The 25,179-nt window shown below is 47.4% G+C and carries 22 protein-coding genes; 18 read left to right on the top strand and 4 right to left on the bottom strand.

All coding sequences use genetic code 11. The annotated features are described in order from the left end of the window. Nucleotides 1–12 precede the first annotated feature (12 nt). The 18 genes from ACZ45G_RS06060 (at nucleotide 13) to ACZ45G_RS05975 (ending at nucleotide 21,053) form a co-directional block, all read left to right on the top strand. Nucleotides 13–981, top strand: a complete 969-nt coding sequence (locus tag ACZ45G_RS06060; protein ID WP_464176016.1) for a DUF4340 domain-containing protein — start codon at nucleotides 13–15, stop codon at nucleotides 979–981. Continuing rightward, complete coding sequence (locus tag ACZ45G_RS06055) at nucleotides 978–1,700, top strand: lysophospholipid acyltransferase family protein (protein WP_464176014.1); 723 nt, start codon at nucleotides 978–980, stop codon at nucleotides 1,698–1,700. Before ACZ45G_RS06060 ends, ACZ45G_RS06055 begins: the two co-directional genes overlap by 4 nt. 393 nt (nucleotides 1,701–2,093) lie before the next feature. Beyond that, nucleotides 2,094–2,534 (top strand): division/cell wall cluster transcriptional repressor MraZ, encoded by a 441-nt coding sequence (mraZ, locus tag ACZ45G_RS06050; protein ID WP_464176012.1) that lies wholly within the window; start codon nucleotides 2,094–2,096, stop codon nucleotides 2,532–2,534. Between the two features lie 2 nt (nucleotides 2,535–2,536). Then, on the top strand, nucleotides 2,537–3,475 hold the full coding sequence (gene rsmH, locus ACZ45G_RS06045) for a 16S rRNA (cytosine(1402)-N(4))-methyltransferase RsmH (RefSeq protein WP_464176010.1): 939 nt from the start codon (nucleotides 2,537–2,539) through the stop codon (nucleotides 3,473–3,475). 11 nt (nucleotides 3,476–3,486) lie between these two features. Continuing rightward, a complete protein-coding gene (locus tag ACZ45G_RS06040) occupies nucleotides 3,487–3,792 on the top strand; it encodes an FtsB/FtsL family cell division protein (RefSeq protein WP_464176008.1) in 306 nt (101 codons plus the stop codon). After that, complete coding sequence (locus tag ACZ45G_RS06035; RefSeq protein WP_464176006.1) at nucleotides 3,792–5,528, top strand: peptidoglycan D,D-transpeptidase FtsI family protein; 1,737 nt, start codon at nucleotides 3,792–3,794, stop codon at nucleotides 5,526–5,528. Before ACZ45G_RS06040 ends, ACZ45G_RS06035 begins: the two co-directional genes overlap by 1 nt. Next, nucleotides 5,525–8,575 carry a UDP-N-acetylmuramoyl-L-alanyl-D-glutamate--2,6-diaminopimelate ligase gene (locus ACZ45G_RS06030; RefSeq protein ID WP_464176003.1) on the top strand — a complete coding sequence of 1,017 codons (3,051 nt, stop codon included), beginning with the start codon at nucleotides 5,525–5,527 and terminating at the stop codon, nucleotides 8,573–8,575. Before ACZ45G_RS06035 ends, ACZ45G_RS06030 begins: the two co-directional genes overlap by 4 nt. Continuing rightward, a complete protein-coding gene (locus tag ACZ45G_RS06025; RefSeq protein WP_464176001.1) occupies nucleotides 8,562–8,729 on the top strand; it encodes a hypothetical protein in 168 nt (55 codons plus the stop codon). The genes ACZ45G_RS06030 and ACZ45G_RS06025 overlap by 14 nt, the downstream gene beginning before the upstream one ends. Continuing rightward, nucleotides 8,729–9,808 carry a phospho-N-acetylmuramoyl-pentapeptide-transferase gene (mraY, locus tag ACZ45G_RS06020; protein WP_464175999.1) on the top strand — a complete coding sequence of 360 codons (1,080 nt, stop codon included), beginning with the start codon at nucleotides 8,729–8,731 and terminating at the stop codon, nucleotides 9,806–9,808. Before ACZ45G_RS06025 ends, mraY begins: the two co-directional genes overlap by 1 nt. A 3-nt stretch (nucleotides 9,809–9,811) precedes the next feature. Beyond that, nucleotides 9,812–11,266, top strand: coding sequence for a UDP-N-acetylmuramoyl-L-alanine--D-glutamate ligase (murD, locus tag ACZ45G_RS06015; protein ID WP_464175997.1), 1,455 nt, complete (start codon nucleotides 9,812–9,814; stop codon nucleotides 11,264–11,266). Then, entirely contained in the window at nucleotides 11,256–12,374 is a 1,119-nt protein-coding gene (ftsW, locus tag ACZ45G_RS06010; protein WP_464175995.1) for a putative lipid II flippase FtsW, read from the top strand. Before murD ends, ftsW begins: the two co-directional genes overlap by 11 nt. Beyond that, nucleotides 12,364–13,533 (top strand): undecaprenyldiphospho-muramoylpentapeptide beta-N-acetylglucosaminyltransferase, encoded by a 1,170-nt coding sequence (gene murG / locus ACZ45G_RS06005; RefSeq protein WP_464175993.1) that lies wholly within the window; start codon nucleotides 12,364–12,366, stop codon nucleotides 13,531–13,533. Before ftsW ends, murG begins: the two co-directional genes overlap by 11 nt. 2 nt (nucleotides 13,534–13,535) lie before the next feature. After that, nucleotides 13,536–14,903, top strand: coding sequence for a UDP-N-acetylmuramate--L-alanine ligase (murC, locus tag ACZ45G_RS06000; protein WP_464175992.1), 1,368 nt, complete (start codon nucleotides 13,536–13,538; stop codon nucleotides 14,901–14,903). 6 nt (nucleotides 14,904–14,909) lie between these two features. Then, nucleotides 14,910–15,836 carry a UDP-N-acetylmuramate dehydrogenase gene (gene murB, locus ACZ45G_RS05995; protein WP_464175990.1) on the top strand — a complete coding sequence of 309 codons (927 nt, stop codon included), beginning with the start codon at nucleotides 14,910–14,912 and terminating at the stop codon, nucleotides 15,834–15,836. A gap of 4 nt (nucleotides 15,837–15,840) precedes the next feature. Next, entirely contained in the window at nucleotides 15,841–16,707 is an 867-nt protein-coding gene (locus tag ACZ45G_RS05990; RefSeq protein ID WP_464175988.1) for a cell division protein FtsQ/DivIB, read from the top strand. A gap of 1 nt (nucleotide 16,708) precedes the next feature. After that, a complete protein-coding gene (ftsA, locus tag ACZ45G_RS05985; protein ID WP_464175986.1) occupies nucleotides 16,709–17,932 on the top strand; it encodes a cell division protein FtsA in 1,224 nt (407 codons plus the stop codon). Between the two features lie 16 nt (nucleotides 17,933–17,948). Then, nucleotides 17,949–19,286: a cell division protein FtsZ gene (ftsZ, locus tag ACZ45G_RS05980; protein WP_464175984.1), complete on the top strand. Its 1,338-nt coding sequence runs from the start codon at nucleotides 17,949–17,951 to the stop codon at nucleotides 19,284–19,286. A 3-nt stretch (nucleotides 19,287–19,289) separates the two neighbouring features. Next, nucleotides 19,290–21,053, top strand: a complete 1,764-nt coding sequence (locus tag ACZ45G_RS05975; RefSeq protein ID WP_464175982.1) for a radical SAM protein — start codon at nucleotides 19,290–19,292, stop codon at nucleotides 21,051–21,053. A 53-nt stretch (nucleotides 21,054–21,106) separates the two neighbouring features. Here ACZ45G_RS05975 and ACZ45G_RS05970 read toward each other — a convergent pair whose 3' ends face one another. The 4 genes from ACZ45G_RS05970 to ACZ45G_RS05955 form a co-directional block, all read right to left on the bottom strand. Further along, a complete protein-coding gene (locus ACZ45G_RS05970; protein ID WP_464175980.1) occupies nucleotides 21,107–21,436 on the bottom strand; it encodes a phage holin family protein in 330 nt (109 codons plus the stop codon). 111 nt (nucleotides 21,437–21,547) lie between these two features. Further along, the gene (locus ACZ45G_RS05965) at nucleotides 21,548–22,822 is read right to left on the bottom strand and encodes a saccharopine dehydrogenase family protein (protein ID WP_464175978.1); all 1,275 of its coding nucleotides are present in this window, start codon (nucleotides 22,820–22,822) and stop codon (nucleotides 21,548–21,550) included. A 17-nt stretch (nucleotides 22,823–22,839) separates the two neighbouring features. After that, nucleotides 22,840–23,937 (bottom strand): carboxynorspermidine decarboxylase, encoded by a 1,098-nt coding sequence (gene nspC / locus ACZ45G_RS05960; protein ID WP_464175976.1) that lies wholly within the window; start codon nucleotides 23,935–23,937, stop codon nucleotides 22,840–22,842. Continuing rightward, nucleotides 23,876–25,147 (bottom strand): RtcB family protein, encoded by a 1,272-nt coding sequence (locus tag ACZ45G_RS05955; protein ID WP_464175974.1) that lies wholly within the window; start codon nucleotides 25,145–25,147, stop codon nucleotides 23,876–23,878. Before ACZ45G_RS05955 ends, nspC begins: the two co-directional genes overlap by 62 nt. Between the last annotated feature and the right edge of the window lie 32 nt (nucleotides 25,148–25,179).

Raw genomic sequence — 25,179 nt, 5'->3', positions numbered from 1 at the left:
AATAACACCATAATGAAAAAAGAATATTTAATTCTGGTCCTGCTCATCTTTGCATTGAGCGCCTATCTTGTATTCAAAAAGGACGACCAGCAAAATTACACCCTGCCGGAACCCGTTAAAATTGAACGAGGGGAAATTGACCGACTGATTATTACCCGTAAAAAGACGCCCATTGAGCTGACAAAAGAAGCGGATACCTGGGGGGTCTCAGATAAAAAATCGGACAAAAAATCGGACAAAAAATATGCCGCAGACATGGCAGCGGTCAATAAACTGCTGGATGTGACCCGAAACCTCAAGGTCTCGGGTCTTATTTCCGAAAGCCGGGATATCAGCCGGTATGAGCTCGATGATGACCATTTCATCGAAGTCACGGCCTTCAAAGGAGACCAGTTGCTGCTCTCCTTTAAAATAGGAAAAACAGCCCCCAGCGGAAACCATACCTTTATCATGCTGGCAGGCGACACCCGGATTTATCAGGCAGATCAAAATTTTCAAAATGATTTTAATACCTCGGTTGAAACACTGAGGGATAAACAGGTTCTGACCTTTAAGGAAGACGCCATCAAACAAATCACCATCGAAAAGGGCGGGGTATCCAAAATTTTGACCGCCGTCCCTTCAAAGGATGATACCAAGAAGATCCCTGTTTCCTGGAAGTTTGAAGATGGGTCTCCGGACAAGGAGGCCCTGACCAATCTCGTGTCCTCCCTTTCAGCCCTGACATGTAAGCATTTTTCAGACAGCCTGTCCAAGGAGGATCTGGAAAAAAAGTCCCCCCTTCTTAAAATAATCCTTGAAAACAAGCCCCCGATTGTTTTAAGCCTCTTTGAGAGGAACAATGGGGACACACTGGTCGGGACCTCTTCCATGAGCCCATACCCCTTTGTCCTGGAGTCGTATAAAGGAAAAGATATCCTGTCTTATGCGGACAAACTGGCAGGACTTGACGCGGAAGAGAAACAAACAAACAACGAGTGAATGCCTCGCTTAAAATAGCATATCAGCCCTATAAATGGCTGGTGGTGATTCCTTTTGTGTTTTTCATTACCATGCTGTTGGGGCTGATTTGTATTGTTGTGGGGTTTGTCTTCAGCCAGGATGCCGCTGATATTCTTGCGGTTACCTGGTCCCGCCTGTGCTGCGCCATTGCCCCTCTGAGGGTCCGTATCCAGGGCAAAAAAAATTATACCCGCCACCACGCCTATGTGGTGGTGGCCAACCATCAAAGCATGGCAGACATCCCCATGATCCATGGGTTCATCGGGCTTAAAATAAAATGGGTGATGAAAAAACAATTGGGGGAGATACCGGTTTTCGGGCCGGCCTGTCGACAATTGGGATGTATTTTCGTTGACCGTGGCAATCCCGGAACTGCCATCAAATCCATAGAAACGGCCAAGGGAAAATTATCGAAAAAGTCCTCGGTCCTCTTTTTTGCTGAAGGAACAAGGAGCCGGGATGGAAAGGTCATGCCCTTTAAAAAAGGGGCCTTTATCTTTGCCATGGAAACCGGGCTTCCCATTCTGCCGATCACGGTTAAAAATTCTTATAAGGTCCTGCCCCCGGATTCACTTGATCTGACCCCTGGAAGCGTTGACATAATAGTCCATCGGCCCATATATGTAGCAGCACATGGGATGGACCAGCTGGATGAGATAATGGAGAATACCCGCCAGACAATTTCCAGCGCACTATAGCTTACCTCTTTCTGACCTGGACCAGGGAATTTAGAGTCTGCCACTTCCGATTCCAGGGAAACATAAAAAAAATAGTCCCAGCCCCCCCTTCAATCCACTCCACTTCGCCCCCCCTTGTGTTGTTGTTATTTCACATCCAAAAAAAAACAATTACAATAACCCATTGACTTTACATCTATTTTTAACCTCTTCCCCCTTGGGTTCATGGCGATAAAAATTTACACCCACTTTACTCCCCTTTACGACACCATATCTAATTCCCTTTAAACTGGGGCTTATAACAATAATATTAAATAAAATTGTATTTTTCCCTTGACATAAAGTTCATTTTTCGTAAAAGTGTGACCCATGGTGGTGGAAAGTGGATGTAATTTTTATTGAGGCTTAAATTAAGTGTTTCGATCAAGCTCCTTTCATACAATTGACCCAAAAGGCAGGATTATCATTCCGGCAAGGTTCCGGAAGGTCTTGAAGGCTGATGATGAATACGGGGTTGTGGTTTCTATCAAGGACGGCTGTATCTATGCCTACACCTTTGACGAATGGAAGAATCTTGAACAAAAAATCCGTGCGGCAAGAAGTGCCATCATGGAAAAATTCAAACGGTTTTTTCTTGGCAATGCATGCCCGTTGAAATGTGATAAGCAGGATCGGATTCTCATCCCCCAGAGCTTGAGAACCTATGCTGATATTGACAAAGAGATTGTCCTTGTGGGTGTCCTGAATCGGTTTGAAATCTGGTCACGGGAGAAATGGGATCAGGAAAACCTTAAAATGGAGCAGGAACTTGAAAAAGAGGAAGTACAAGAAGAAATTGCTTCCATAGGGTTGTAAAAATGGGATTTGAACATACCTCTGTCATGCCAAAAGAAGTGCATGAGTATCAAAACCTGAAACCCGGAAATATTTGCGTGGACTGTACCCTGGGTGGTTCAGGTCATGCGCTTTCAACGATCAAGTCCATCCTTCCCAATGGAATGCTCATCGGTATTGACCAGGACATGGATGCCATTGTCAACGCGAAAAAAGTATTGTCTCCCTTTGAAAAAAACGTCCAGCTGTTCCACAGCAACTTTGCAAGTCTACCCCAAATCCTGCAATCCAACGGCATCGACGGTGTTAATTCCATCCTCCTTGATTTGGGCTTTTCCTTTAACCAGCTTGTGAACGGCATGCGCGGCTTTAGTTTTAATAAAAACGAACCCCTGGATATGCGAATGGATATCCGCACCCCCCTGACAGCAAGACAGATTGTAAACACATATGCGGAAAAAGACCTGGTTAATATTTTTTTCAAGTTTGGAGAAGAAAAACTTTCCAGGAGAATTACCAGGGCCATTGTAAAAAGACGAATGGAAGCCCCCATTGAAACCAGTAAAGAACTGGCCCAGATTATTGTGGACGCAACCCCTGCCAAGCTTGCCTTTAAACAAAAAATTCATCCAGCCACCCGGGTGTTCCAGGCCCTGAGAATTGAGGTCAACCAGGAACTGGACCAACTTGAAACCTTTATGAAATCACTTCCCTCTCTGCTGGTAAAAGGCGGCCGGGTCTGCATTATTTCTTTTCATTCCCTTGAGGACCGCATTGTCAAGCACAGCTTAAGAAGCTTTGAGAACGGATGTACCTGCCCCAGGGAGTTTCCCCGGTGCATGTGCGGATTTGTTCCCCAGATACGCTCAATTTTCAAACGACCATTGATCCCGACACAGGCAGAAATCGATGCAAACCCCATGGCCCGAAGTTCTAAACTTCGGGTGGCCGAAAAATTATAAACGAGGGCCCCATGACAATAAAACACAAAACACAACCGAGTCAACGCGTCGGATACAGGTGGCTGGCACTTATTTTGGTCCTGTTTTGTGAACTCATGGTCCATGCATGGGTCAGGACGGAGTCTACCCAGGCCATTGTAAGAATATCCAATGCCCAGGCAGGTATCACAAAGAGCCTGTCCTATGGACGAGCCTTGTCTGTTGAAAGGGACCGGCTCAAATCAGACGCCAGAATCACCCGAATTGCCAGGACCCACCTGGGACTTTCACCCGATACATTTAGCCAGACCATTTATCTTTCAGGTGAGGATCGATAATGGGAAAAACCCCCGAAAAAAAACGAATCAAACGCCGGGTTCTTTTGATCCAGGCCCTGCTGGTGGGGTCTGTTTTCCTGTTGGGAGCCAGAGCCTTTGAGGTTCAAATTTTCAAGTCCCATGACCTGACCCGAAAAGCCGAACAGGGCTATTCAAAATATCTCACCATCAAAGGAGAAAGAGGTCAAATCCTGGATCGTCACCTCAACAAATTGGGGACCAGTATTGATGCCCCCACCATAACGGCAGATCCCTCCCAAATTCTGGAACCGTCCCGAACAGCTGCGGCGCTTTCAAAAATTTTAGACATTAAACAAACCGATTTAAAGGCAACCTTGTCCAGAGAGGGACGATTTGCCGTGATTGCCAGGAAGGTTTCCCCGGCCCAGGCCCAGCAAATACGGGATCTGGATATCCAGGGACTATATCTTAAGAACGATTCCAAACGATTTTACCCCAATCGCAACCTGGCGGCCCAGGTCATCGGCTTTACAGGGAAAGATGATTCTGGCCTCGAAGGTCTTGAGTTCAAATACAACGCTGTTCTTGAAGGAGAAGAGGTAAAGATAAGGGTAAAAAGAGACGGCACCGGCAGGATCCTGGATATCCATAAAAACCGAAGGAACCAATTAAAGGGTAATTCCCTTGTCCTCACCATTGATAAAAAAATCCAATTTCTTTCGGAAAGAACCCTTGAACAAACCGTCAAGGATAACCAGGCAAAGTCGGGCATGGCCCTTGTCATGAAACCTGCCACCGGGGAATTGCTGGCCATTGCCCATTACCCAGGATTCAACCCTAACAATTTCAGGGTCTCAAACAAAAACACCTATAGAAACCGGGCCCTTACCGATGCCTTTGAACCAGGGTCTATCATAAAAGTATTCACAGTGGCAGCTGCCCTTGAAAAAGGGTTTTCCCCAAAGTCCATTTTCTTTTGCGAAAACGGTGAATACCGTATCGGCAAATTTATCATCCACGATACCCACCCCCGGGACTGGCTCACCATGAATCAAATCATCAAGTTTTCCAGTAACATAGGTGTCACTAAAATTTCAGAAACCATTGGCGAAAAAACCCTCCATGATTATTTGAGCAATTTTGGATTCGGCCTGAAAACAGGTATGGGCTGCCCGGGAGAAACCAATGGCAGTCTGCTTCCCCACAAACGCTGGTCAAAGGTTGATACCAGCGCCATTTCCTTTGGCCAGGGCCTATCGGTTTCAGCCATCCAATTGATTTCAGGGATCTCGGCCATTGCCAATGGCGGGATACTGATGAAACCCATGCTGATTAAAAAAATCATCTCTAATGAAGGGAATGACCTCCAGGTGTTTACCCCCACACCCCTGCGCCAGGTGGTGTCTCCCAAAACAGCTAATCAGGTCAAGACAATGATGAACCTGGTGGTCCAGGAAGAGGGAACCGGAACAAAGGCTGCCATGGAAGGATACAGAGTTTGCGGAAAAACAAGTACCGCCCAAAAAGCCCGCAAGGGGAAAGCAGGCTACGAAACGAATAAATATATTGCCGGATTTGCAGGATTTGCCCCCCAGGGAAATCCAGAGCTTGCCATCCTTGTGGTGATTGATGAACCCAGACGACACCATTATGGCGGTGACGTGGCGGCGCCTGCATTTAAAACCATTATGACCCAGTCGTTTAACTATCTGAACATTGCGCCGGAACCGACAAAAACCATGATCGCAGCGGTTATAAAGGGAGAAGAAAATTGAAACTGTCTGCAATCCTCAAGGGCTGTGACCTGAAAGATAAAACCGGCTCTGTTTTGGAATGGGATGAAATGGAGATAACCTCCATCAGTTCCCGGGCCCAGGACATTGAACCTGGTGGACTCTTTCTAGCGGTCAGGGGATATGCCGCAGATGGCCATGATTATATTGACCAGGCGATTACAAATGGAGCAGTGGCTGTAATTGCTCAAACCCGACCCAATAAAAACGACACCGGCAATATCATCCTTGTGGAGGACGCAAGAAAGGCAAGTGCCCTTGTTGCGACAAATTTTTATGGCCGGCCTTCAAGGGATCTCATCCTGGTGGGTATCACTGGAACCAACGGAAAAACAACAACCGCATGGATACTGGAAAGCATTTTCACTGCCGCAGGATACGTCACCGGGGTCATCGGCACGGTCAACATCCGGTACAAGGGAACAACATTTGACAACCCCATTACCACCCCGGATGCCATCCAATTGCAAAAAACATTGTACAATATGAAACAGGCCGGGGTCACCCATGTCATCATGGAAGTTTCCTCCCACGGCCTGGATCAAAACCGGGTGGACGGTTGTGAATTTGATGCCGGGATCTATACCAATTTGACCCAGGACCACCTGGATTACCATGCGACCATGGACGAGTATTTTCGTTGCAAACAACGCTTTTTTACAGACTTTTTGGGCCCAAAAAGTCAAACCGGAACAGCGCCGGCTATCATCAACATCGACAATGACAGGGGAAAAATCCTGGCCGAAACCATTGCCTATACCAAATTTCTGGTCAGCCACAACCAGACTGCAGACGCCCAGACTGCAAACATAAGGGCCTCGAATATTATAGATGATATTAACGGACTGTCCGGAACCATTTTTCTGGACGGGACTCCAATGCTTCTAAAAACCGCCCTCACCGGAACCTTCAATCTTGAAAACATCTTGTGTGCTGCAGGGGCAGCCCTTGCCATCGGCATTGATCGAGATAAAATCCAACAGGGCATTGAGTCCCTTACCCGTGTACCGGGCCGGTTGGAAAAAATCGAGAATCGACTCAACCGCTATTTGTTTGTGGATTATGCCCATACCCCGGATGCCCTTGAATCCATCCTTTCCACCCTGGCACAGCGGGCACCGGCAAGGCTTATCACGGTATTTGGCTGCGGCGGCAACAGGGACAAGACAAAACGCCCCCTCATGGGAAAAATTGCCTGCAAATACGCTGATGTGGCAATCGTTACCTCGGACAACCCCCGGGATGAATCCCCCGAAGACATTGTTACCGATATCATAGCAGGCATCCGGACAGAGGGCTTTTGTGAACTTGCGAAAGAAGATCTTAATATCAATCCTGGGAAAATAGGATATTTCAAAGAAGTCGACCGGCGACGAGCCCTCGAATTGGCCGTCATGATATCAAATCCTTCGGATATTATTGTGGCAGCCGGCAAGGGACACGAAACTTACCAGATTACCAATGCAGGCACCATCCACTTTGATGACACCGAAGAATTAAACAGGGCATGTGAAAAATTTGAAACCCGATTTACCCCCATTGAATGGAACAAAAAAGATTTGGCCCAGGCCCTTGCACAAGAACCTGTGATAGACATCCCAGGAGAACCGGGGGAATCGAGAGAATCGGGAAAATCCTTTATATTCAGCCGTATCAACACAGATTCCAGGACCATTACCGCCTCTGAAGTTTTCCTTGCACTCAAGGGAGAATCCTTTGACGGTCACAATTTTATCCTAGGACTTTTGGAAAAAGGAATACAAGGATTTGTGGCACAAAAAGGATATTTGGCAACCCTTGCGCCTTCTCTTATGGCCCGGATTAAGAAAAAGAAAATCCTTTTTTTTGAAGCAAAAAATACACTGACCGCCCTGGGGCTTCTTGCCCGGTACCAAAGGCTTCGTTCAAAGGTAAAGCTCATCGCCATAACCGGTTCCAATGGCAAAACCACCACCCGGAAAATCACCGAAAAAATATTTAAAACCCGGTTTCACACCCTTGCAACCAAGGGAAATCTCAACAATGAAATCGGCATGCCCCTGACACTTTTAAACCTGTCCTATGCCCATGAATGGGCTGTCATTGAAATGGGCATGAACCATCCCGGAGAAATTTCACGGCTCTCCCAAATTGCCTGCCCCGATATCGCCATTGTCACCAACACCGCAGGTGCCCACCTTGAAGGGCTTAAAACGGCTGACAATGTTGCCAGGGCCAAGGGCGAAATTTTCCAACATGTCCGAAAAGACGGCCATGCCATCCTCTTTGCAGATGACAAAAGACGGGAAATTCTTGAAACCTGTGCCCGAAAAAACAAAAACATCAGTGAAATTCTGTTTTTTGGGACCGATCCAGAATCTAAAATCACACCTGACACAAGGGCAGAAAATATTGAAATAGCCGGTAACACAAGTCATTTTACAATTGCCGACAAGAAAGGGAGGGTCTGTTATTCCATTGGCTCCCCTGCCCCTTTCATGGTGACCAATGCTCTGGCCGCCATCACCGCAGCAAGGATTGCCGGAATTTCAAGCCAGGGAATTAAGACGGGACTTGAGGCGTTTACGCCGGTTTCCGGTAGAATGAAGATGGACCAACTCCCCAATGGTGTCCATTTAATCGATGACACCTATAATGCAAATCCCGCATCCATGGTCCAGGCACTGAAAACCCTGGGGCTTATGGCAAAGGGGAAAAAAGCCTTTGCCATACTCGGTGACATGCTGGAACTGGGGGCAAACTCGGATCAACTCCACCGGGAAATCGGCCATTTTGCCGCCGAAACGAATCTTGCCCACCTATATCTGTTTGGTAAACAAGCAGCTCATTTGCTTGAAGGTGCCCTCGAAAGAGGCCTTTCAAAGGACAAAATTTTTTGGGGGACAAAGCAAGATATTGGCCGCCTGGCATTGCAGCACGCCCAACGAGGAGACTGGATTCTTTTAAAGGGCTCCCGGGGCATGGCCATGGAAACCATTATTTCAGACATGAAAGAACAGGTGCAAAAGGAGGTCTATGAATTGCCTTAAGGTCCGAAATGAAAGTAAGGCCCGAAATGAAAGACGACTCAGTGTCGACAGAAGAAATTTTTCCTATGCCGCCTATATTCCTGAAAGAAGATCCGGTAGGGACAGGCGTGATATAAAACTAACCCAGACAAACAAAAAAGTGGCCTTTGCTTAATGTTCTACCAATTTTTATATCCTTTGAAGGAATATTTTACGGCTCTAAATATATTTCGGTATATTACCTTTAGAACCATATACGGCAGTCTGACCGCCTTTCTGATCTGTCTTTTGCTGGGCCCCCTCGTGATTAAACAGCTTAGCAAAATGCAAATCGGCCAGATCATCCAGACAGACGGCCCCCAGTCCCACATGGGTAAACAGGGAACCCCCACCATGGGCGGAATTTTGATCCTTTTCTCCATTTTCCTGTCAAGTATTCTCTGGGGAAACCTGTCCAACCATTATGTTTCCATCCTTCTGTTAACCCTGCTTCTTTTCGGGTTTATCGGTTTTATTGACGACTATTTGATGCAGGTCAAAAAAAGAAATATGGGGTTTACTGCCAGGGGAAAATTTACCATCCAGGTTATTTTTGGCCTGGTCATAGGTTTTTTAATCTATAAATGCCCGGATTTCACCACCACCCTGACCCTCCCCTTTTTGAAAGATTTTTCCCCGGACCTGGGAATTTATTATATCCCCTTTGCCTGTCTGGTAATTGTGGGAACCTCCAATGCCGTCAACCTGACCGACGGATTGGACGGCCTTGCCATCGGCCCCTATATTGTGGCCAGCGTCACCTACATGTTTTTTGCCTATGTGGCAGGCCATACCCAGTTTGCCGATTATCTACATGTCCGACATATTGCATCGGCCGGAGAAATCACCGTCATCTGTGGCATTTTAGCAGGTGCGGGCCTTGGATTTCTCTGGTTCAATGCCCACCCGGCACAGGTGTTCATGGGAGATGCAGGCTCCATTCCCCTGGGGGCCATACTCGGCACCGTTGCAGTGGTGACCAAACAAGAAATTTTGCTGCTCATTGTGGGCGGCCTTTTTGTCATAGAAGCCCTGTCCGTGATCCTCCAGGTTTCCTATTTTAAACTGACAAAGGGAAAACGCATTTTCAGGATGGCACCTTTGCATCACCATTTTGAACTCAAGGGCTGGCATGAATCCAAAGTCATTGTGAGATTTTGGATCATCGCCATTGTCCTGGCCCTGATTTCATTGAGTACACTTAAGATAAGGTAAGGCATGGAAAACACCCAACAACCCTATTTTCTGATTGTAGGACTCGGCAGCTCCGGGCTGTCCATGGCCCGGTTTCTCCATGCAAAGGGCCAAAAGGTTGTGGCAACGGATATTGACCCATCAAGGACCCAGGCAGAAACGAGTCTAAAAGATTTGGGTATACCTACCCAAATCGGTTTCCATGACCAAACAACCTTTAACCTTGCCCAAACAATAGTGGTCAGCCCTGGAGTTCCCCTGGACATGACCTACCTTGAGATAGCCGCCCGAAATGGGGTTCCCATCACAGGAGAACTGGATATTTTCTCCCGATACAATAAAACCCCTGTCATTGCCATCACCGGGACCAATGGAAAAACCACCACCACCACTCTGATCCGGGATATGCTCGAAGCCTGCGGACTTACAACTTTTATGGGAGGCAATATCGGCACCCCTTTGGTGGAATACCTGATGGATGACAAGCAAGCAGACTGGGTCGTGGCGGAAATTTCCAGTTTTCAGCTGGACCTGGCCCATAACTTCAAACCGGAAATAGCCCTTTTGCTCAATGTGGCCCAAGATCATTTGGACAGGTATAACAACTTTGACGCCTACATAAACTCCAAATGGGGAATCTTTCGAAACCAGACATCCCTTGACACAGCCATCATCAACCAGGCCATTGACGGATTTGAAAATAGAATTCCACAAATTTCTTCCCAGATCTTTTCCTTTTCATCCCAGCCCAATTCAAAAGGGTCCGATTCAAAAAAATCTGATTCAAAAACCGCCCAGATAAAGACCAGGTTAAATGCCCGGATTTCCGGTTACCATCTTTTCCTCCAGACCCAGGACGGGTTTAAGGATATCGATACCCGAACGTTTACGGAACTTCCCGGTATCCACAACCGGGAAAATATTTCAGCAGCTTGCCTGGCAAGTATAGTTGCCGGTGGAAATATGCAGGGTATTATAACGGCCCTGGCAACCTTTAAAAATCTTCCCCACCGCATGGCATTTGTCCGGACAATCAATGGAATCTCTTTTTACGATGATTCAAAGGCCACCAATACCGATGCAGTGGTCCGTGCCCTTGAATCCTTTCAAACGAACATCATCCTGATCCTGGGCGGTCGTGAAAAAGGAACTGATTTTTCACAGCTCATTCCTCAAATTCAGGACCCGGCAAAAAAAGTGACAAAACAGATAATCGCCATGGGTGAAGCCAAAGAACATATCCAGCAGATACTGGGGGAAATTTGCCCCGTGTTACCGGTAAGTTCCATGGAAGACGCCGTTAAAAAAGCCTATGACATCGGCTGCCCCGGAGACGTAATATTGCTTTCACCCGCCTGTGCCAGTTTTGACCTGTATGAAAACTATGGTGCCCGAGGGGATGACTTTATCGCCCAGGTAAATGCAATGGCAAATACATTGACGAATGAAATGGCCAAAGGAGTGAATAATGGACAATAAAAGTCCAATACACCCCTTTTTGGGTGAAAAGGGACTGCTCTTCCCGGTGCTGCTGCTCTCTTGTATCGGTATTGTCATGGTCTATTCCGCCTCATCCTCCATCAGCATGGAAGAGCATAACAACCTGTTTTATTACATGAAAAGACAAGCCTTGTTTTTGGGCATCAGCCTTTGCGTAATGTTTGTAACCGCCTCCTTTCCCTATAGACTCTATAGAAGTTTTGCCTATATCATTCTTTTGGCCTCCCTGGGACTGCTTGTTGCCGTGCTCTTTCCTGCATTAAATATTAAGGCCGGAGGTGCCTGCCGCTGGTTAAACCTGGGAGGATTTACCTTCCAGCCGGCGGAATTTGCTAAATTGGCCATGATCCTCTTCATGGGATATTCCCTGGCAAAGAAACAGGAGATGATCGATAAGTTTACCATCGGGTTCTTCCCCCATGCGGTTATATTTGGTATCTTTGCCGGACTTATCATTATTCAACCGGATTTTGGGACCATTGTGGTCATGGGAATGATCTGCTGGGGCATGATGTTTGTTGCCGGGGTAAGAATTCTCCATTTGCTCAGCCCCCTGCCACTGGTTATCCCCATTGTCTATTTTCTGATCTTCAAGGTTGAATACCGAATGCTGCGGATCCTTACCTTTATGAATCCCTGGGATGATCCCTATAATACAGGATACCAGATCACCCATTCCTTAAAAGCCATTGGATCCGGCGGATTGTTTGGTAAGGGAATAGGACTGGGGATGCAGAAAATGCACTATCTGCCCGAACCCCACACAGACTTTATCTTTTCCATTATTGGCGAAGAACTGGGTCTTGTCGGCATCATTGCCATTTTTTCCCTCTATACCGTGATCCTTGTAACCGGGTCCCAGATTGCCAAAAATGCCGACAATATGTTTGGCACCATCACAGCAACCGGCCTGACCCTGTATATCGGGGTCCAGGTTATCATCAACACGGGGGTTGCATTGGGAGTGCTTCCCACAAAAGGCCTTACCCTGCCCTTTATCAGCTATGGCGGGACATCCCTGGTGGTGAATATGGCTGCCATGGGAATTTTAATGAACATTGGGGCATCGGTTAAAAATGAACGCTAAAATCAACCCCAATAAATATGACCTGGCCAAATTCAATCTGGCCAAATTCAACCTGGCCAAATTCAATCTAATTGTTGCCGGTGGAAAAACAGGCGGCCATCTCTTCCCCGGGATCGCGATTGCCCAGGCCCTTAAAGCAATAAATCCCGGGGCCAAAATTCTCTTTGTCGGCACCGATGCTCCCTTTGAAATTGCCACCCTGAAAACCTATGAATTCAGTCACAAAGCCATTATGGCCAAACCCATTAAGGGCGGCAGCCTGTTTGGCAAACTCATTTCAATTGGTTTTACCCTTGGCAGCCTGATCCAATCACTTGTACTTTTGGTCCGGTTCAAGCCAGATTTTGTTCTGGGCGTGGGCGGATTTTCCTCCTTTGCCGTGGTACTGGCCGCCTGGATCTTAAGAATCCCCAGGGCCATCCAGGAACAAAATTCCATTCCCGGTATTACCAATCGTCTTTTGTCCCGATTTTCCGACACCATTTTTACAGGCTTTGAAATCACCAAGGGCATGGATCAAAACCCGAAAACCCGTTATGTGGGCAATCCCATCCGCCGGACAAATTCAGTGCAGACCCGGGAGTCAAGCAAGGAATCAAACCGGGCGACTGATATAGGGCCAGAAAATTTCACCCTTCTGGTAACCGGCGGCAGCCAGGGCGCTGCCAGCATTAACCATGCTGTTATGGAGGCGTTAACTCTCATGGACCTCGCCCACCTTCATATCATCCACCAGACCGGCCTTGCCGAAGAAAGCCAAATACAAAAAGCCTATGCCAAACTAAAGGTAAGTTCCACAGTCCAGGCATTTTTCCAGGATATGCCTGATCTCCAGGACAGAGCGGATCTTGTGGTCACCCGGGCCGGGGCCAGCACCATTTCAGAATTGACCCTCAAAGGATTGCCCGCAATTTTAGTGCCCTTTCCCCATGCAGCCGATGACCACCAGACCTTCAATGCAAAGATCCTGGCAGATCGAGGCGCCGCCATTCTCATTGCGGACCGGGACCTGACAGGCCCGCTCTTAAAAGAAACCCTCCAGGGGCTGATGAAGGACAAAAAAAAGTTGAAACAAATGGGATTTGCCGCAAAAACGCTTGCCATGCCCGATGCAGACAAAATCATTGCAGCTGCAATTTTAAACACAAAGGACCTATAGCCATGTATCAAAGTAATTATCATATCCATTTTGTGGGCATCGGCGGAATCGGCATGAGCGGTATTGCAGAATTGTTGATCAACCTGGGATACACCGTATCCGGTTCAGACTTAAAACTTTCCCCCATTACCCAGCGACTTGAACAAAAGGGCGCCAAAATTTTCCAGGGACATGCCAAAGCCCAAATTGAAGGGGCCAATGTCATTGTCACCTCATCAGCTATTTCCCAGGAAAATCCGGAAGTGGTCCAGGCAAAGCAGATGGTGATCCCCATCATCCCCAGGGCAGAGATGCTGGCCGAACTTATGCGGATAAAATATTCCATTGCCGTCTCCGGGGCCCATGGAAAGACTTCGACCACGGCCATGATCTCCCAGATCCTGAACACAGCCGGCCTGGACCCCACCGTGATCATCGGCGGCCTGCTGCAAGGGCTGGATACCAATGCCCTCCACGGTAACGGAGATTTTATCGTGGCCGAAGCCGATGAAAGTGACGGCTCTTTTCTTAAGTATTCACCTGCCATTGCCGCCGTCACCAATATTGACCTGGAACACCTGGACTTTTACAAGGATATTGAAGATATCAAGGACACCTTTGTCCAATTCATTAATTCCGTCCCCTTTTACGGCCTGGCCATCCTCTGCCTGGACAATGAACATGTCCAGGACATCCTGCCCAGAATCCATGTCCGGTACACCACATTTGGCATGAGTGCCCAGTCAGATCTCCAGGCCCGGGAAATCAGCTTTCTGAACGGGAAAAGCCGGTTTTCCGTTTTTCACCAGGATATTAACCTGGGAGAAATCAACCTGAACATTGCCGGCCAGCACAATATCTCCAATGCCCTGGCCGGAATTGCCACGGGCCTGGAACTTAAAATACCCTTTGCCACCATAAAAAAGGCCTTAGAAGAGATACAAGGCGTCAAACGCCGCCTTGAAATAAAAGGAACCAAAAAGGGTATTCTTGTCATGGATGATTATGGCCACCACCCCACAGAAATCATGGCCACCCTGACAGCAGTCCGGGAAAGTTATCCGGAAAAACGGCTGATTGTTGTGTTCCAGCCCCATCGCTATACCCGTACCCAAGGGCTGTTTGATGAATTCACCCGATCCTTTTACCAGTCTGCCGCCTTGATTGTACTGCCCATTTATGCGGCCAGTGAAACCCCTATTATAGGGGTAGACTCAAAAAAACTGTGTGACGGGATAAAGGCCCATGGCCATAAGGATGTGAGCTTTGCGCCGGATTTTACCCAGGCCCTGTCCATGGTCACCCACAAGGCGGGCAAAGGCGACCTTATTCTAACCCTGGGGGCGGGCGACATTTACACCCTTGGCGAACGCCTGTTGGAAATATTATAAAATCCGATGACAACAGACAAAAAATATAAAAACTTCCAGGCAACCTTGGGACTATTGTCCCAGGAACCCTTAAGCAAATATACCAGCTTCAGGGTGGGGGGACCCGCCGATCTTTTGGCCGCACCCCGGGACAGGCAAACACTTATTGCTATCCTTAAGCTTGCCAAACAAGAGGGCTTTCCTGTCACCATCCTAGGCGGTGGAACCAATACCCTGGTCTCTGACAAGGGTATTAAAGGCCTTGTTATTGTTCTCAAAGAACTAAAATCCTTTCCCTGTATTTTGGATACAGAATCCAACACGCAAGATAGAAAAACCCTCCACGCCGATGCAGGAGAACGCCTGTCAACGGTCTGTCAATTTGCCATGGACCGGGGCCTCGCCGGGCTTGAATTTGCTGCCGGCATCCCCGGCACCCTGGGAGGCGCCCTCATAATGAATGCCGGCACAGCCGCTTGGGAAATTTCCCAAGTTGTTGCTGCTCTGGAGGTCATTAACACCAAAACCTTTACATTTAAGACCATTAAAAGAAAAGACCTGGCCTTTTCCTATCGGCAGCTATCGGCAGTGGATATTCTTATTGTAGGGGCGCACCTCTCCTTGACCCCGGCAGACCCGGCAGGGATCAAAAAAAGATTTGATCAAGCCCTGAAAGCCAAAACAACCACCCAGCCCATATCTTTGGCCAGTGCCGGATGCTTTTTTAAAAATCCCTCTTCCCATGCCCCGGCCGGCAAGCTCATCGAAGATGCCGGTTTAAAAGGAAAAAAGATAAACGGCGCCCAGATATCTAAACGCCATGCCAATTTTATTGTCAACACCGGTAACGCCAGGTGTGAAGACATAATAGCGCTTAAGAACCTGGTTCAAAAAACTGTGTTTGAGAAATATCATATTAAACTTGAAACAGAGGTAAAGGTAACCGGTGAATAAAACGATGAAACAAAACAGGTTTAAACCCGAAGCGCCTTCCCCAAAGGGGAAATCAGTCTCCGCAATTGCCTCAAATAAACGCAGCCTTCGAGTGTTTTACGCCTTTGGCTTAATTGTTCTGATGAGTTTTGCCTCCATCTGGGTCTATGATGCCATTACCCAATCCCCGTATTTTGCCATAAAACAGGTGGACATTTCAGGAATCCAACGGGTGAAAAGAAATGAGGTAATTGAACTGACAGGCGTGACAAACCAGACCAACCTGTTCCAGATAAACCTGAATACCATTGAACAACAAATTTGCTGTCATCCCTGGATTGCCAGGGCCAGTGTCAAACGATCCCTGTTTTCTAACCTTGTGGTAACCGTTGTTGAAGAAGAACCCCTGGCCATTGTGAATATTGGAAATCTGGCGGACATCATCATCAACACCCAGGGCCACCCCTTTAAGGAATATGATCCCCAAAAGGATCAGCTAAATTTTCTACCCACCATATCCGGTATGGACCTTACCCGGGCCGGCAACTCCTTTGGATTTGAAGGTCCCTTGTTCAACGGCATCATGGACCTTCTGGAAATCCAAGGTTTTGGCAGAATCGATACCATAATGGGAGATGAAAACATCGGAATCACCATTCAAGCCCAGGACATTTATAATAAGAACCCAGGCCTCCAGGCAACCCTACCCATAAAGCTTGGGTTTACCCGGTTTGAGGAGAAACGAATCAAAGCAATTAAAATCAGTACCTATATGGATAAATATTTTCCAGACAAAGCCATTCGTGCCATGGATCTTTATAATATAGAGAAAATTTTCATCACAACAAAAGAGATTGATGCTCTGCACCACACTATAGAAAAGGGGGTTTAATTTGCAGGGAAATGAAAAAATAATAGTAGGTCTGGACATCGGAACAACCAAGATATGCGCGGTTGTCGGGGAGATGCTCGATGATGGAATCAACATCATCGGTGTGGGCTCCCACCCGTCCACAGGGCTTCGCAAGGGATCTGTTGTGAATATAGAATCCACAGTGGACTCCATACGAAAAGCTGTCGAAGAAGCAGAACTCATGGCCGGCTGTGACATTTCATCTGTTTATGTGGGAATTGCAGGAAACCATATCAAAGGATTCAACAGCCACGGCATCATCGCCATCAAAGGAAGGGAAATCATGAAAAGCGATGTGGAACGGGTAATAGATGCTGCCAAAGCAGTTGCCATTCCTACTGACCGGGAAATCCTCCATGTCATCCCTCAAGAATTCATCGTGGATGATATGGAGTCCATTCAAAATCCCGTGGGCATGACCGCCATCCGCCTTGAAGCCAAAATCCACATTGTCACAGGGGCTGTCTCTTCTGCCAGGAACATCGTCAAATGCTGCAACAAGGCAGGACTTGAAGTATGCGATATTGTTCTGGAATCCTTGGCATCGGGACAGGCCGTTCTCACCGATGAAGAAAAAGAACTGGGATGTTTGTTGGCGGACATGGGCGGCGGCACCACAGACCTAGCCCTGTTTAAGGACAACAATGTCAAGTTTATATATGAACTGACAGTGGGAGGCCATAACCTGACCAATGATATTTCCATTGGGCTGCGGACCCCATTGCCAGAGGCGGAAAAAATTAAAATAGAACATGGCACCTGTGTGCCCCAGAACGTTAGATCAGGCGCCACCATTGAAGTACCGGCAGTGGGCGGCAGGGCGCCAAAAAAACTGTCCAAGGGAATTTTGGCGGAGATTCTTGAACCCAGGGTGGATGAAATATTTTCTTTGTTAAAAAAAGAAATATTTTCCAACGGGCTTGAAAACTCCTTTCCGGCAGGATTTGTTCTGACAGGGGGAAGCGTTGTAATGAACGGTATTTCGGAAATTGCCGAATCGGTTTTTAATGTCCCTGTAAGGGTGGGTGAACCCAATAATATTGGTGGATTGAAAGATATTGTAAAAAATCCCGCCTATGCCACAGGGGTAGGCCTGGTAATCTTTGGCAGTAATGCAACTTGTAAAATCGATTTTAAAGAAACAGACACAGGAATCAATTCCATATTAACAAGAATGAAACAGTGGTTTAAAGATATCATATAACTTTAGGGAGGTGGATATGACGTTTTCTTATGTAGAGAGTGACACTTCGGCAAAAATTAAGGTAATTGGCGTAGGCGGAGCCGGCGGAAATGCCGTCAACAACATGATCGATGCAAAACTTAAGGGGGTTAAATTCATTGTTGCCAATACAGATGCCCAGGCCCTTGAATCATCCAGGGCAGAAACAAAAATCCAGCTGGGAACACAATTGACCGAAGGACTGGGCGCTGGTGCCAATCCCAACACAGGCCGGGAAGCTGCTTTGGAAAGTATGGATGAAATCAGGGAGGCATTGCAGGACAGCCACATGGTGTTTATCACTGCTGGATTTGGCGGTGGGACCGGTACAGGAGCTGCCCCCATTATTGCTGAAATCTGCAAGGAGCTAGGCATTCTCACCGTGGCCGTTGCATCCAAACCCTTTTCCTTTGAAGGCAAAAAACGGGAAAGACAGGCCCTGGAAGGGCTGGAAAAACTCCACGGTATTACGGACACCGTGATTGTCATCCCCAATGACCGCCTCCGGGGCATTGCGCCCAAGGGTGCCAGGATGGTGGACATGTTCATTAAAGCCGATGAAATCCTTCACCACTCCGTCAAGGGTATTACTGACCTGATCATGATGCCTGGGCACGTCAACCTTGACTTTGCCGATGTAAAAGCCACCATGCAAAAAGCGGGGAAAGCCCTCATGGGAATCGGAATCGCCTCTGGAGAAAACCGGGCCATTGAAGCTGCTGAAAAAGCCATTTCCCATCCTCTGCTGGAAGACATTTCCATTTCAGGCGCCAAGGGGGTTCTCATGAATATCACCTCCAGCTCCGATTTGACCCTGGAAGAAATGACCGCGGCCTCGGACCGCATCCACCAGGAAGTAGGGGATGACGCCGATATCATCTGGGGCCAGACCTTTGATGACGAACTTGGAGATGAAATGCGGATCACCGTTATTGCCACTGGTATTGGCATGGAAGAACCCCAGCTGGCTGAAAATATGCATCGCTTTGATCCCAAAGCCCAGGCAGCGGCCCAGGCAGCAGCTCAGGCTGCGGCTCAGGCAGCAGCCCCCCAGCCGGTGTACGCCCAGCCGGTATACGCCCAGCAGACCTATGCAGGTGCAATGGAAGCTGCCATGCCAATGGGAACCGCCCATCCCAGGGAACCCATTGCCAGGGGACAAGTCAGGACCCCCACCCAGGAAGAGCTTGCCAATTGGAACGAATTTGACAACCCGGTCCGGGTCACCCAAAAACGGGTGGTTGGAAATGAAAACATGGTCAATGATTACCCGGCCATGGCATTTGATCATGATGATCTGGAAGTGCCCACATTTTTAAGAAGAAAAGCTGACTGATCCATGAAAAAACGGCTCAAACCGGTAAAAAAAAGGAACGCCGCCAGGCACAAGCCCAGTGGACATGGCCCCACCCAACAAGGATCCGACGAACAAGGGGCCATCATAAAGCGGGGCCGTGGGTTGATAAAGGCGGCCCTTGTCTACCCCAACACCTACAAGGCAGGCATGTCAAGCCTGGGATTCCAGACCGTGTACCGGCTGGCGAACCAGATAGAAAACATTGCCTGTGAGCGGGTGTTTTTACCGGACCCACGGCAAAAGGTCCGGCAGATCAAAAGCCTTGAAACCGGTTTAAGCCTTGATCGCTTTGATATTATCTTGTTCTCTATTTCTTTTGAGAACGATTTTTTGCACCTTGTCCAGCTCCTGAAAGAAACAGGCATCCCCCTGCGAGCATCCGATCGAAACCACACCCACCCCCTGGTAGTCGCGGGGGGAGTTGCCTGTTTCTTAAACCCGGAACCCATTGCCCCCTTTATGGACCTTTTCCTTCTCGGGGAAGCAGAATGCCTGCTGGATGGTTTCTTTGAACAATTCCAAAAGGCCGATAACAGGGCAGCCCTTCTCTCCACCATAGAAACGCTTCTGCCCGGTGCCTATGTTCCATCCTTGCACCTGCCGATTTTCTACTCCCGCCCCCCCATTTCCTCTCCATCTGTCCCGGCCAAAATTGATGTGCAATACCTTGATACCCTTGACCGGATCAAAACCACCACCACCATCACCACCTCCCAAACAGCCTTTAAAGAGACCTTTCTCATCGAAACCCTCAAGGGCTGCCCCCATGGGTGCCGATTCTGCACGGCAGGATTCATCTACCGGCCCCCCAGAATCTATCCGACTGAAACCATTTATCAGGCCATTGATGAAGCAAAGGATCGGGCGAAAAAAGTGGGTCTGGTCAGCTCCGCCGTCCTGGACCACCCGGATATCCATCTCATCTGTCAATATGCCAGGGACCGGGATCTGAAACTCTCGTTTTCTTCCCTCCGGGCCGATATGCTCACCGATCAAATCATCGAAATTTTGTCGGAGTCAGGCGTTAAAACCGCAACAATCGCCCCGGAAGCAGGATCCCAGCGGATGAGAGATATTATCAATAAAAAAATCACCGCAGAACAAATTCTTCATGCCGCAGGACGGCTTGTGGATAAAGGTATTCTCAATCTAAAGCTCTATTTTATGATTGGCCTGCCCTTTGAAACCGACCTGGATGTCGAAGCGATTGTTTCCCTTACACTGGACATAAAAGCAGTCTTTTTAGAAACCGCCAGAAAAAAGAAAAAAATAGGCACCATCACCCTTAGTATCAACCCTTTTATTCCCAAACCCTGCACTCCCTTCCAATGGTGTGCCATGACCCCGGAAAAAGTATTAAAACACCGGATAGATATCATCCGCCAGGGCCTGAAAAAAATAGCCAATGTCACCACAAATTTTGAATCCCTGCGACAGGCCAAATACAATGCCCTGCTCTCTTTAGGGGACCGGGACACAGCTGATATCCTTGAAACGGCAGCCCAATATGGCTGGACCCGGGCCATGAAAATCAACCGAGAGTATTGTGATCGCGTGATTTATCAGGAAAAACCAAGGCCCGGGAAAACCTGTCCTGCAGCCCCCCTGCCCTGGGATATTTTGCGCCACCGGGTTAGGGATGAATTTCTTGCCCGAGAGTATGAACGGTCAGAACAGGAAAAAAAATCGGTATCCTGCCCCATGACCGATTGCAGTCTTTGCCAAATCTGCATCTCCCCTTCATAGCTCATACCTTTCCTAACAAGACAGAAACAGCGGATTTTTTAGATGCTTGGCATTTAAAAAATCCACTGTATTACCGAATCCACAAATGTAATCAAGGCTGCCGCAATAAAGGTGGTCAACAAATCAGAGATCTTGAAATCCTCCATGAATTTATCGGTCAGCCAGAGCATAAAGGCATTGATCACAAGCTTGAACAAACCAAAGGTAATGATCATAAAGGGAAGGGATAACAAAACCAAAAGCCAGCCTGCAAAAAAGTTTATCAATGAATACACGATTGCCACCAAAATGGCGGTATAAAAATTTTTAACCCGGATACCCGGTAGTAATTGAGCCACCAAGAACACAGTCACACTCAAAATCAGCACATTTATAATCATCATGAAATCTCCCATCAAAATAATATAATCGATATCCTTATTTACTATGTGACACAAAAAAAAGGAAGCGATACCGGTTTAAACCAGGAAGCTGAAAAATACCCCCCATATATTCTAAATCAATTGTTTTGCAACCTCCTTTGGGGTCAACTCCATATCAATCCTGCCATGGGTAAGATTATCAATTATAGTGGGCAAACCAAGGATTGCCAGGGTTTCGATAAAAGGATCCGGATCAAGTTCTTCCACATTGACCATGGTTTTGGGATCCCACACCCCTTTGGCAATCAGCATTGCTGCTGCAACAGGCGGAACGCCTGCGGTATAGCTGATCGCCTGTGACCCCACTTCGTTGTAGCAGGCCTTGTGATCACAACTATTATAAATAAAGATCTGTTTGGGTGCCCCGTCTTTGGTGCCCTGCACCAGATTGCCGATACAGGTATTGCCGGTATAATGGGGCGCCAGGGTTTGGGGGTCGGGCAAAACAGCTTTTAATACCTTAAGGGGAATCACTTCTTGTCCCTGTGCCGTTGTTACGGGCAGATGGGACAGCATGCCGATCTTGTCCAAAACGGTAAAAACATTAATATAGTGCTCAGAGAACCCCATCCAGAAACGAATACTGTTGGCCTTGATATTCTTACTCAGGGAATGCAGTTCATCATGGCCGTTCATGTAAATTGGCTGTTTCCCCACCAGGGGGAAATCATAGACACGCTTAATCCCATGCATGGGATAACATTGCCACTTTCGGTCTATCCAGGTCCACACCTTTACAAATTCTCGAAAATTAATCTCAGGATCAAAATTAGTTGCAAAATATTTTCCGTGGTCGCCGATATTCACGTCCATAATATCGATGGTATCAATGGTATCAAAGTGATGCTTAACCGCCAGGGCACAATAGGCATTGACAACCCCGGGGTCGAAACCAGCTCCCAAAATAGCCGTCAGCCCCTTTTCTCGAAACTTCTCTTTATGCTTCCATTCGTAATTGGCATACCAGGGAGGATCCTCACAAACCTTATCGGGATCTTCATATATGGCCGTATCCAAATAAACAGCACCCGTCTCAAGACAGGCCTCCAACACCGCCATATTAACAAAGGCCACGGCTAAATTTAAAACAATTTGAGAATTGGTCTGCTGGATCAGATGAACCGTAGCCGATACATCCAGGGCATCCAGCTCATGTGCAACAATGGTTTTTGTTGTATCCTTCATATGGTTTTTTTGCTGTATACTATCAATAATGGCATCGCATTTTTCTTTGGTCCGGGACGCAATATGAATAGCGCCCAGGACATCATTATTCTGGGCACACTTATGGGCCGTAACATGCGCAACCCCCCCGGCACCAATAATCAAAACATTTTTTCGTGTCATTTAGTCACCCAATTTTTTCATGAAAGATTATTCAAAAAATCCTTATAGTCAAACTTTCTAACCAGCTCCATTGTCCCATCCAAACGCCTAACGACGATGGATGGCATGGGCAGCCCGTTAAACCAGTTTTTTTTCACCATTGTATACCCTGCTGCATCGGCAATTTTTACGGTATCTCCAATTTTTAAGGGAGTTGAAAAACGATATTCACCAAACACATCTCCGGCCAGACAGGATCTGCCGGCAATGATATATTCATATTTTCCGGTGTCACTTTCTTCAATCTGCGCCTGTAACCTGTAAATCAACAGATCCAGCATATGCGCCTCTATGGAAGCATCCACAATTGCAATATCTTTTTCATTGTGGACGATGTCTAAAACACTGGTAACCAAGGTTGCAGTCTTTGTAATAACAGACTCCCCGGGTTCCAGATAAATCTGAATATCAAATTGTTCACCAAACCCCTTGAGAGCCTTGCTAAATTTTTCGACGGGATAATTGTCCCGGGTAAAAAACAGGCCGCCGCCCAAACTCATCCAGGAAAGCTTGTGTAAAATATCCCCATATTTTTGCGCCAGCAGATCCAGGGTATGGGAGAAGGCATCAAAATTGTCATTGTCACAATTAAAATGAACCATGATACCGCTGAGTTTTTCCAATACCGGCACAATTTGCCGGGCATCAACCACCCCCAACCGTGAATAACGTCGCGCCGGGTCCGCCAGGTCATAATGGGAATAACTCATGCCGGGGTTTACCCTCAACCCAAGGGGATGCCCTTTCACCATTTCATAATACCTCTCTAACTGAGCAACAGAGTTAAAAATAATTTTATCGGCAAAACCCGTGAGGGCGCAAATCTCATGGGGGGCATAGGCCACACTGTAGGCATGTACCTCTTTGCTAAATTTTTCATACCCCAGACGCGCCTCATAGAGAGAACTGCTGGTGGTACCATCCAGATAGGGTTTCATCAGATCAAACACAGACCAGGTGGAAAAACATTTAAGGGCCAAAACAACCTTTGCACCTGAAGCCGCCTTTATCTGATCAATGATTTTCAGATTTTTTAATATTTTTTTTTCGTCTATTAAATAATAGGGCGTTTCCATTTTGTATCAATCCTTCATTCTTTTTTTGCTTTTTTGCCTGCCGGGGGGGCGCCATTTTAACCAATTTCGGGTCAAACCGTGCGATAATTTCAACCAGATCTTTTTGTTGATCCATCACCTCTTCAATCCGCTTGTAGGCCATGGGGGCTTCGTCAATTCCTGCCGAGATAAGCGTCACCCCTTTTTTAACCAGCAAGCGTGTAAGATCAGACCAATTAAATTTTTTTATGGCGGCAGTGCGGCTCATTCTTCTTCCAGCACCATGGGCTGCTGAACATAAGGATGCCTCATTGCCAAGCCCCCTGACAACAAAGGCAGGCGATGCCATGGATCCGGGGATAACCCCGATAACACCTTTGCCGGCCGGTGTAGCCCCTTTTCGGTGAACAATCACCTCCCGGGACCCCAGTTGTGCTTTCCATGCAAAATTGTGATAATTCTCAAGGGTCAAAACAGAAATTGCGCCAAGATGGGTCAATATACTTTGATGAATAATATCATGGTTTGCAGCAGAATATTTGCCCATAAGTTCCATTGCCATCCAGTATTCCAAACCGTCTGAACCTTTAAGATCCAGCCAGGCCAAGTTGTTTAAATTTTTGGGCAGCTCCGGATGAAGTCTCTTGGCAAGACAGCTGTAATGTTTGGCAATAGCAGCTCCGGTTCCCCTGCTGCCGCTGTGGGTCAATAAGGCCAGATACCCGCCTCGTTCAAGGCCCAGATCATTGTTTTCAAGAACCAGGTGGCCAAATTCCGCAAAATGGTTGCCTGCGCCTGAGGTTCCCAATTGTTTCCATGCCTTGTCCTTTAGGGATTCAACACGGTGACAAAATGACCAATTTTCATCCATGACCCGATGCGTCTTAGGTCTTGCGAACGCTTGGCCAACACCAAACCGGGTTTGGGTTTCAAGTGCGATTTTAAAAATTCCTTTGCGCTTTTCAAAATTCTTGAAGGGAATATCAAGGATGCTCATTTTTACTCTGCATGCGATATCCACGCCAACGGCATAGGGGATGACCGCATTTTCAACCGCGAGGACACCGCCGATGGGAAGCCCGTAACCCTTATGTGCATCGGGCATGAGCGCTCCCTTTATGGATATGGGAAGAGAGCAGGCACCGTCCATCTGCCGGACCGCCTCAATATCAAGATTACCCCCCCAGACCTTGCAAGGCGCAACCTTCTGTCCTTTTTTGTCTTTAATCATTTGTTGCTGGTTGCAGACTCCTAAAAAACAGA

The organism is Desulfoconvexum algidum (assembly GCF_055382125.1).
This window is presented reverse-complemented; position numbering and strand designations above follow the sequence as displayed.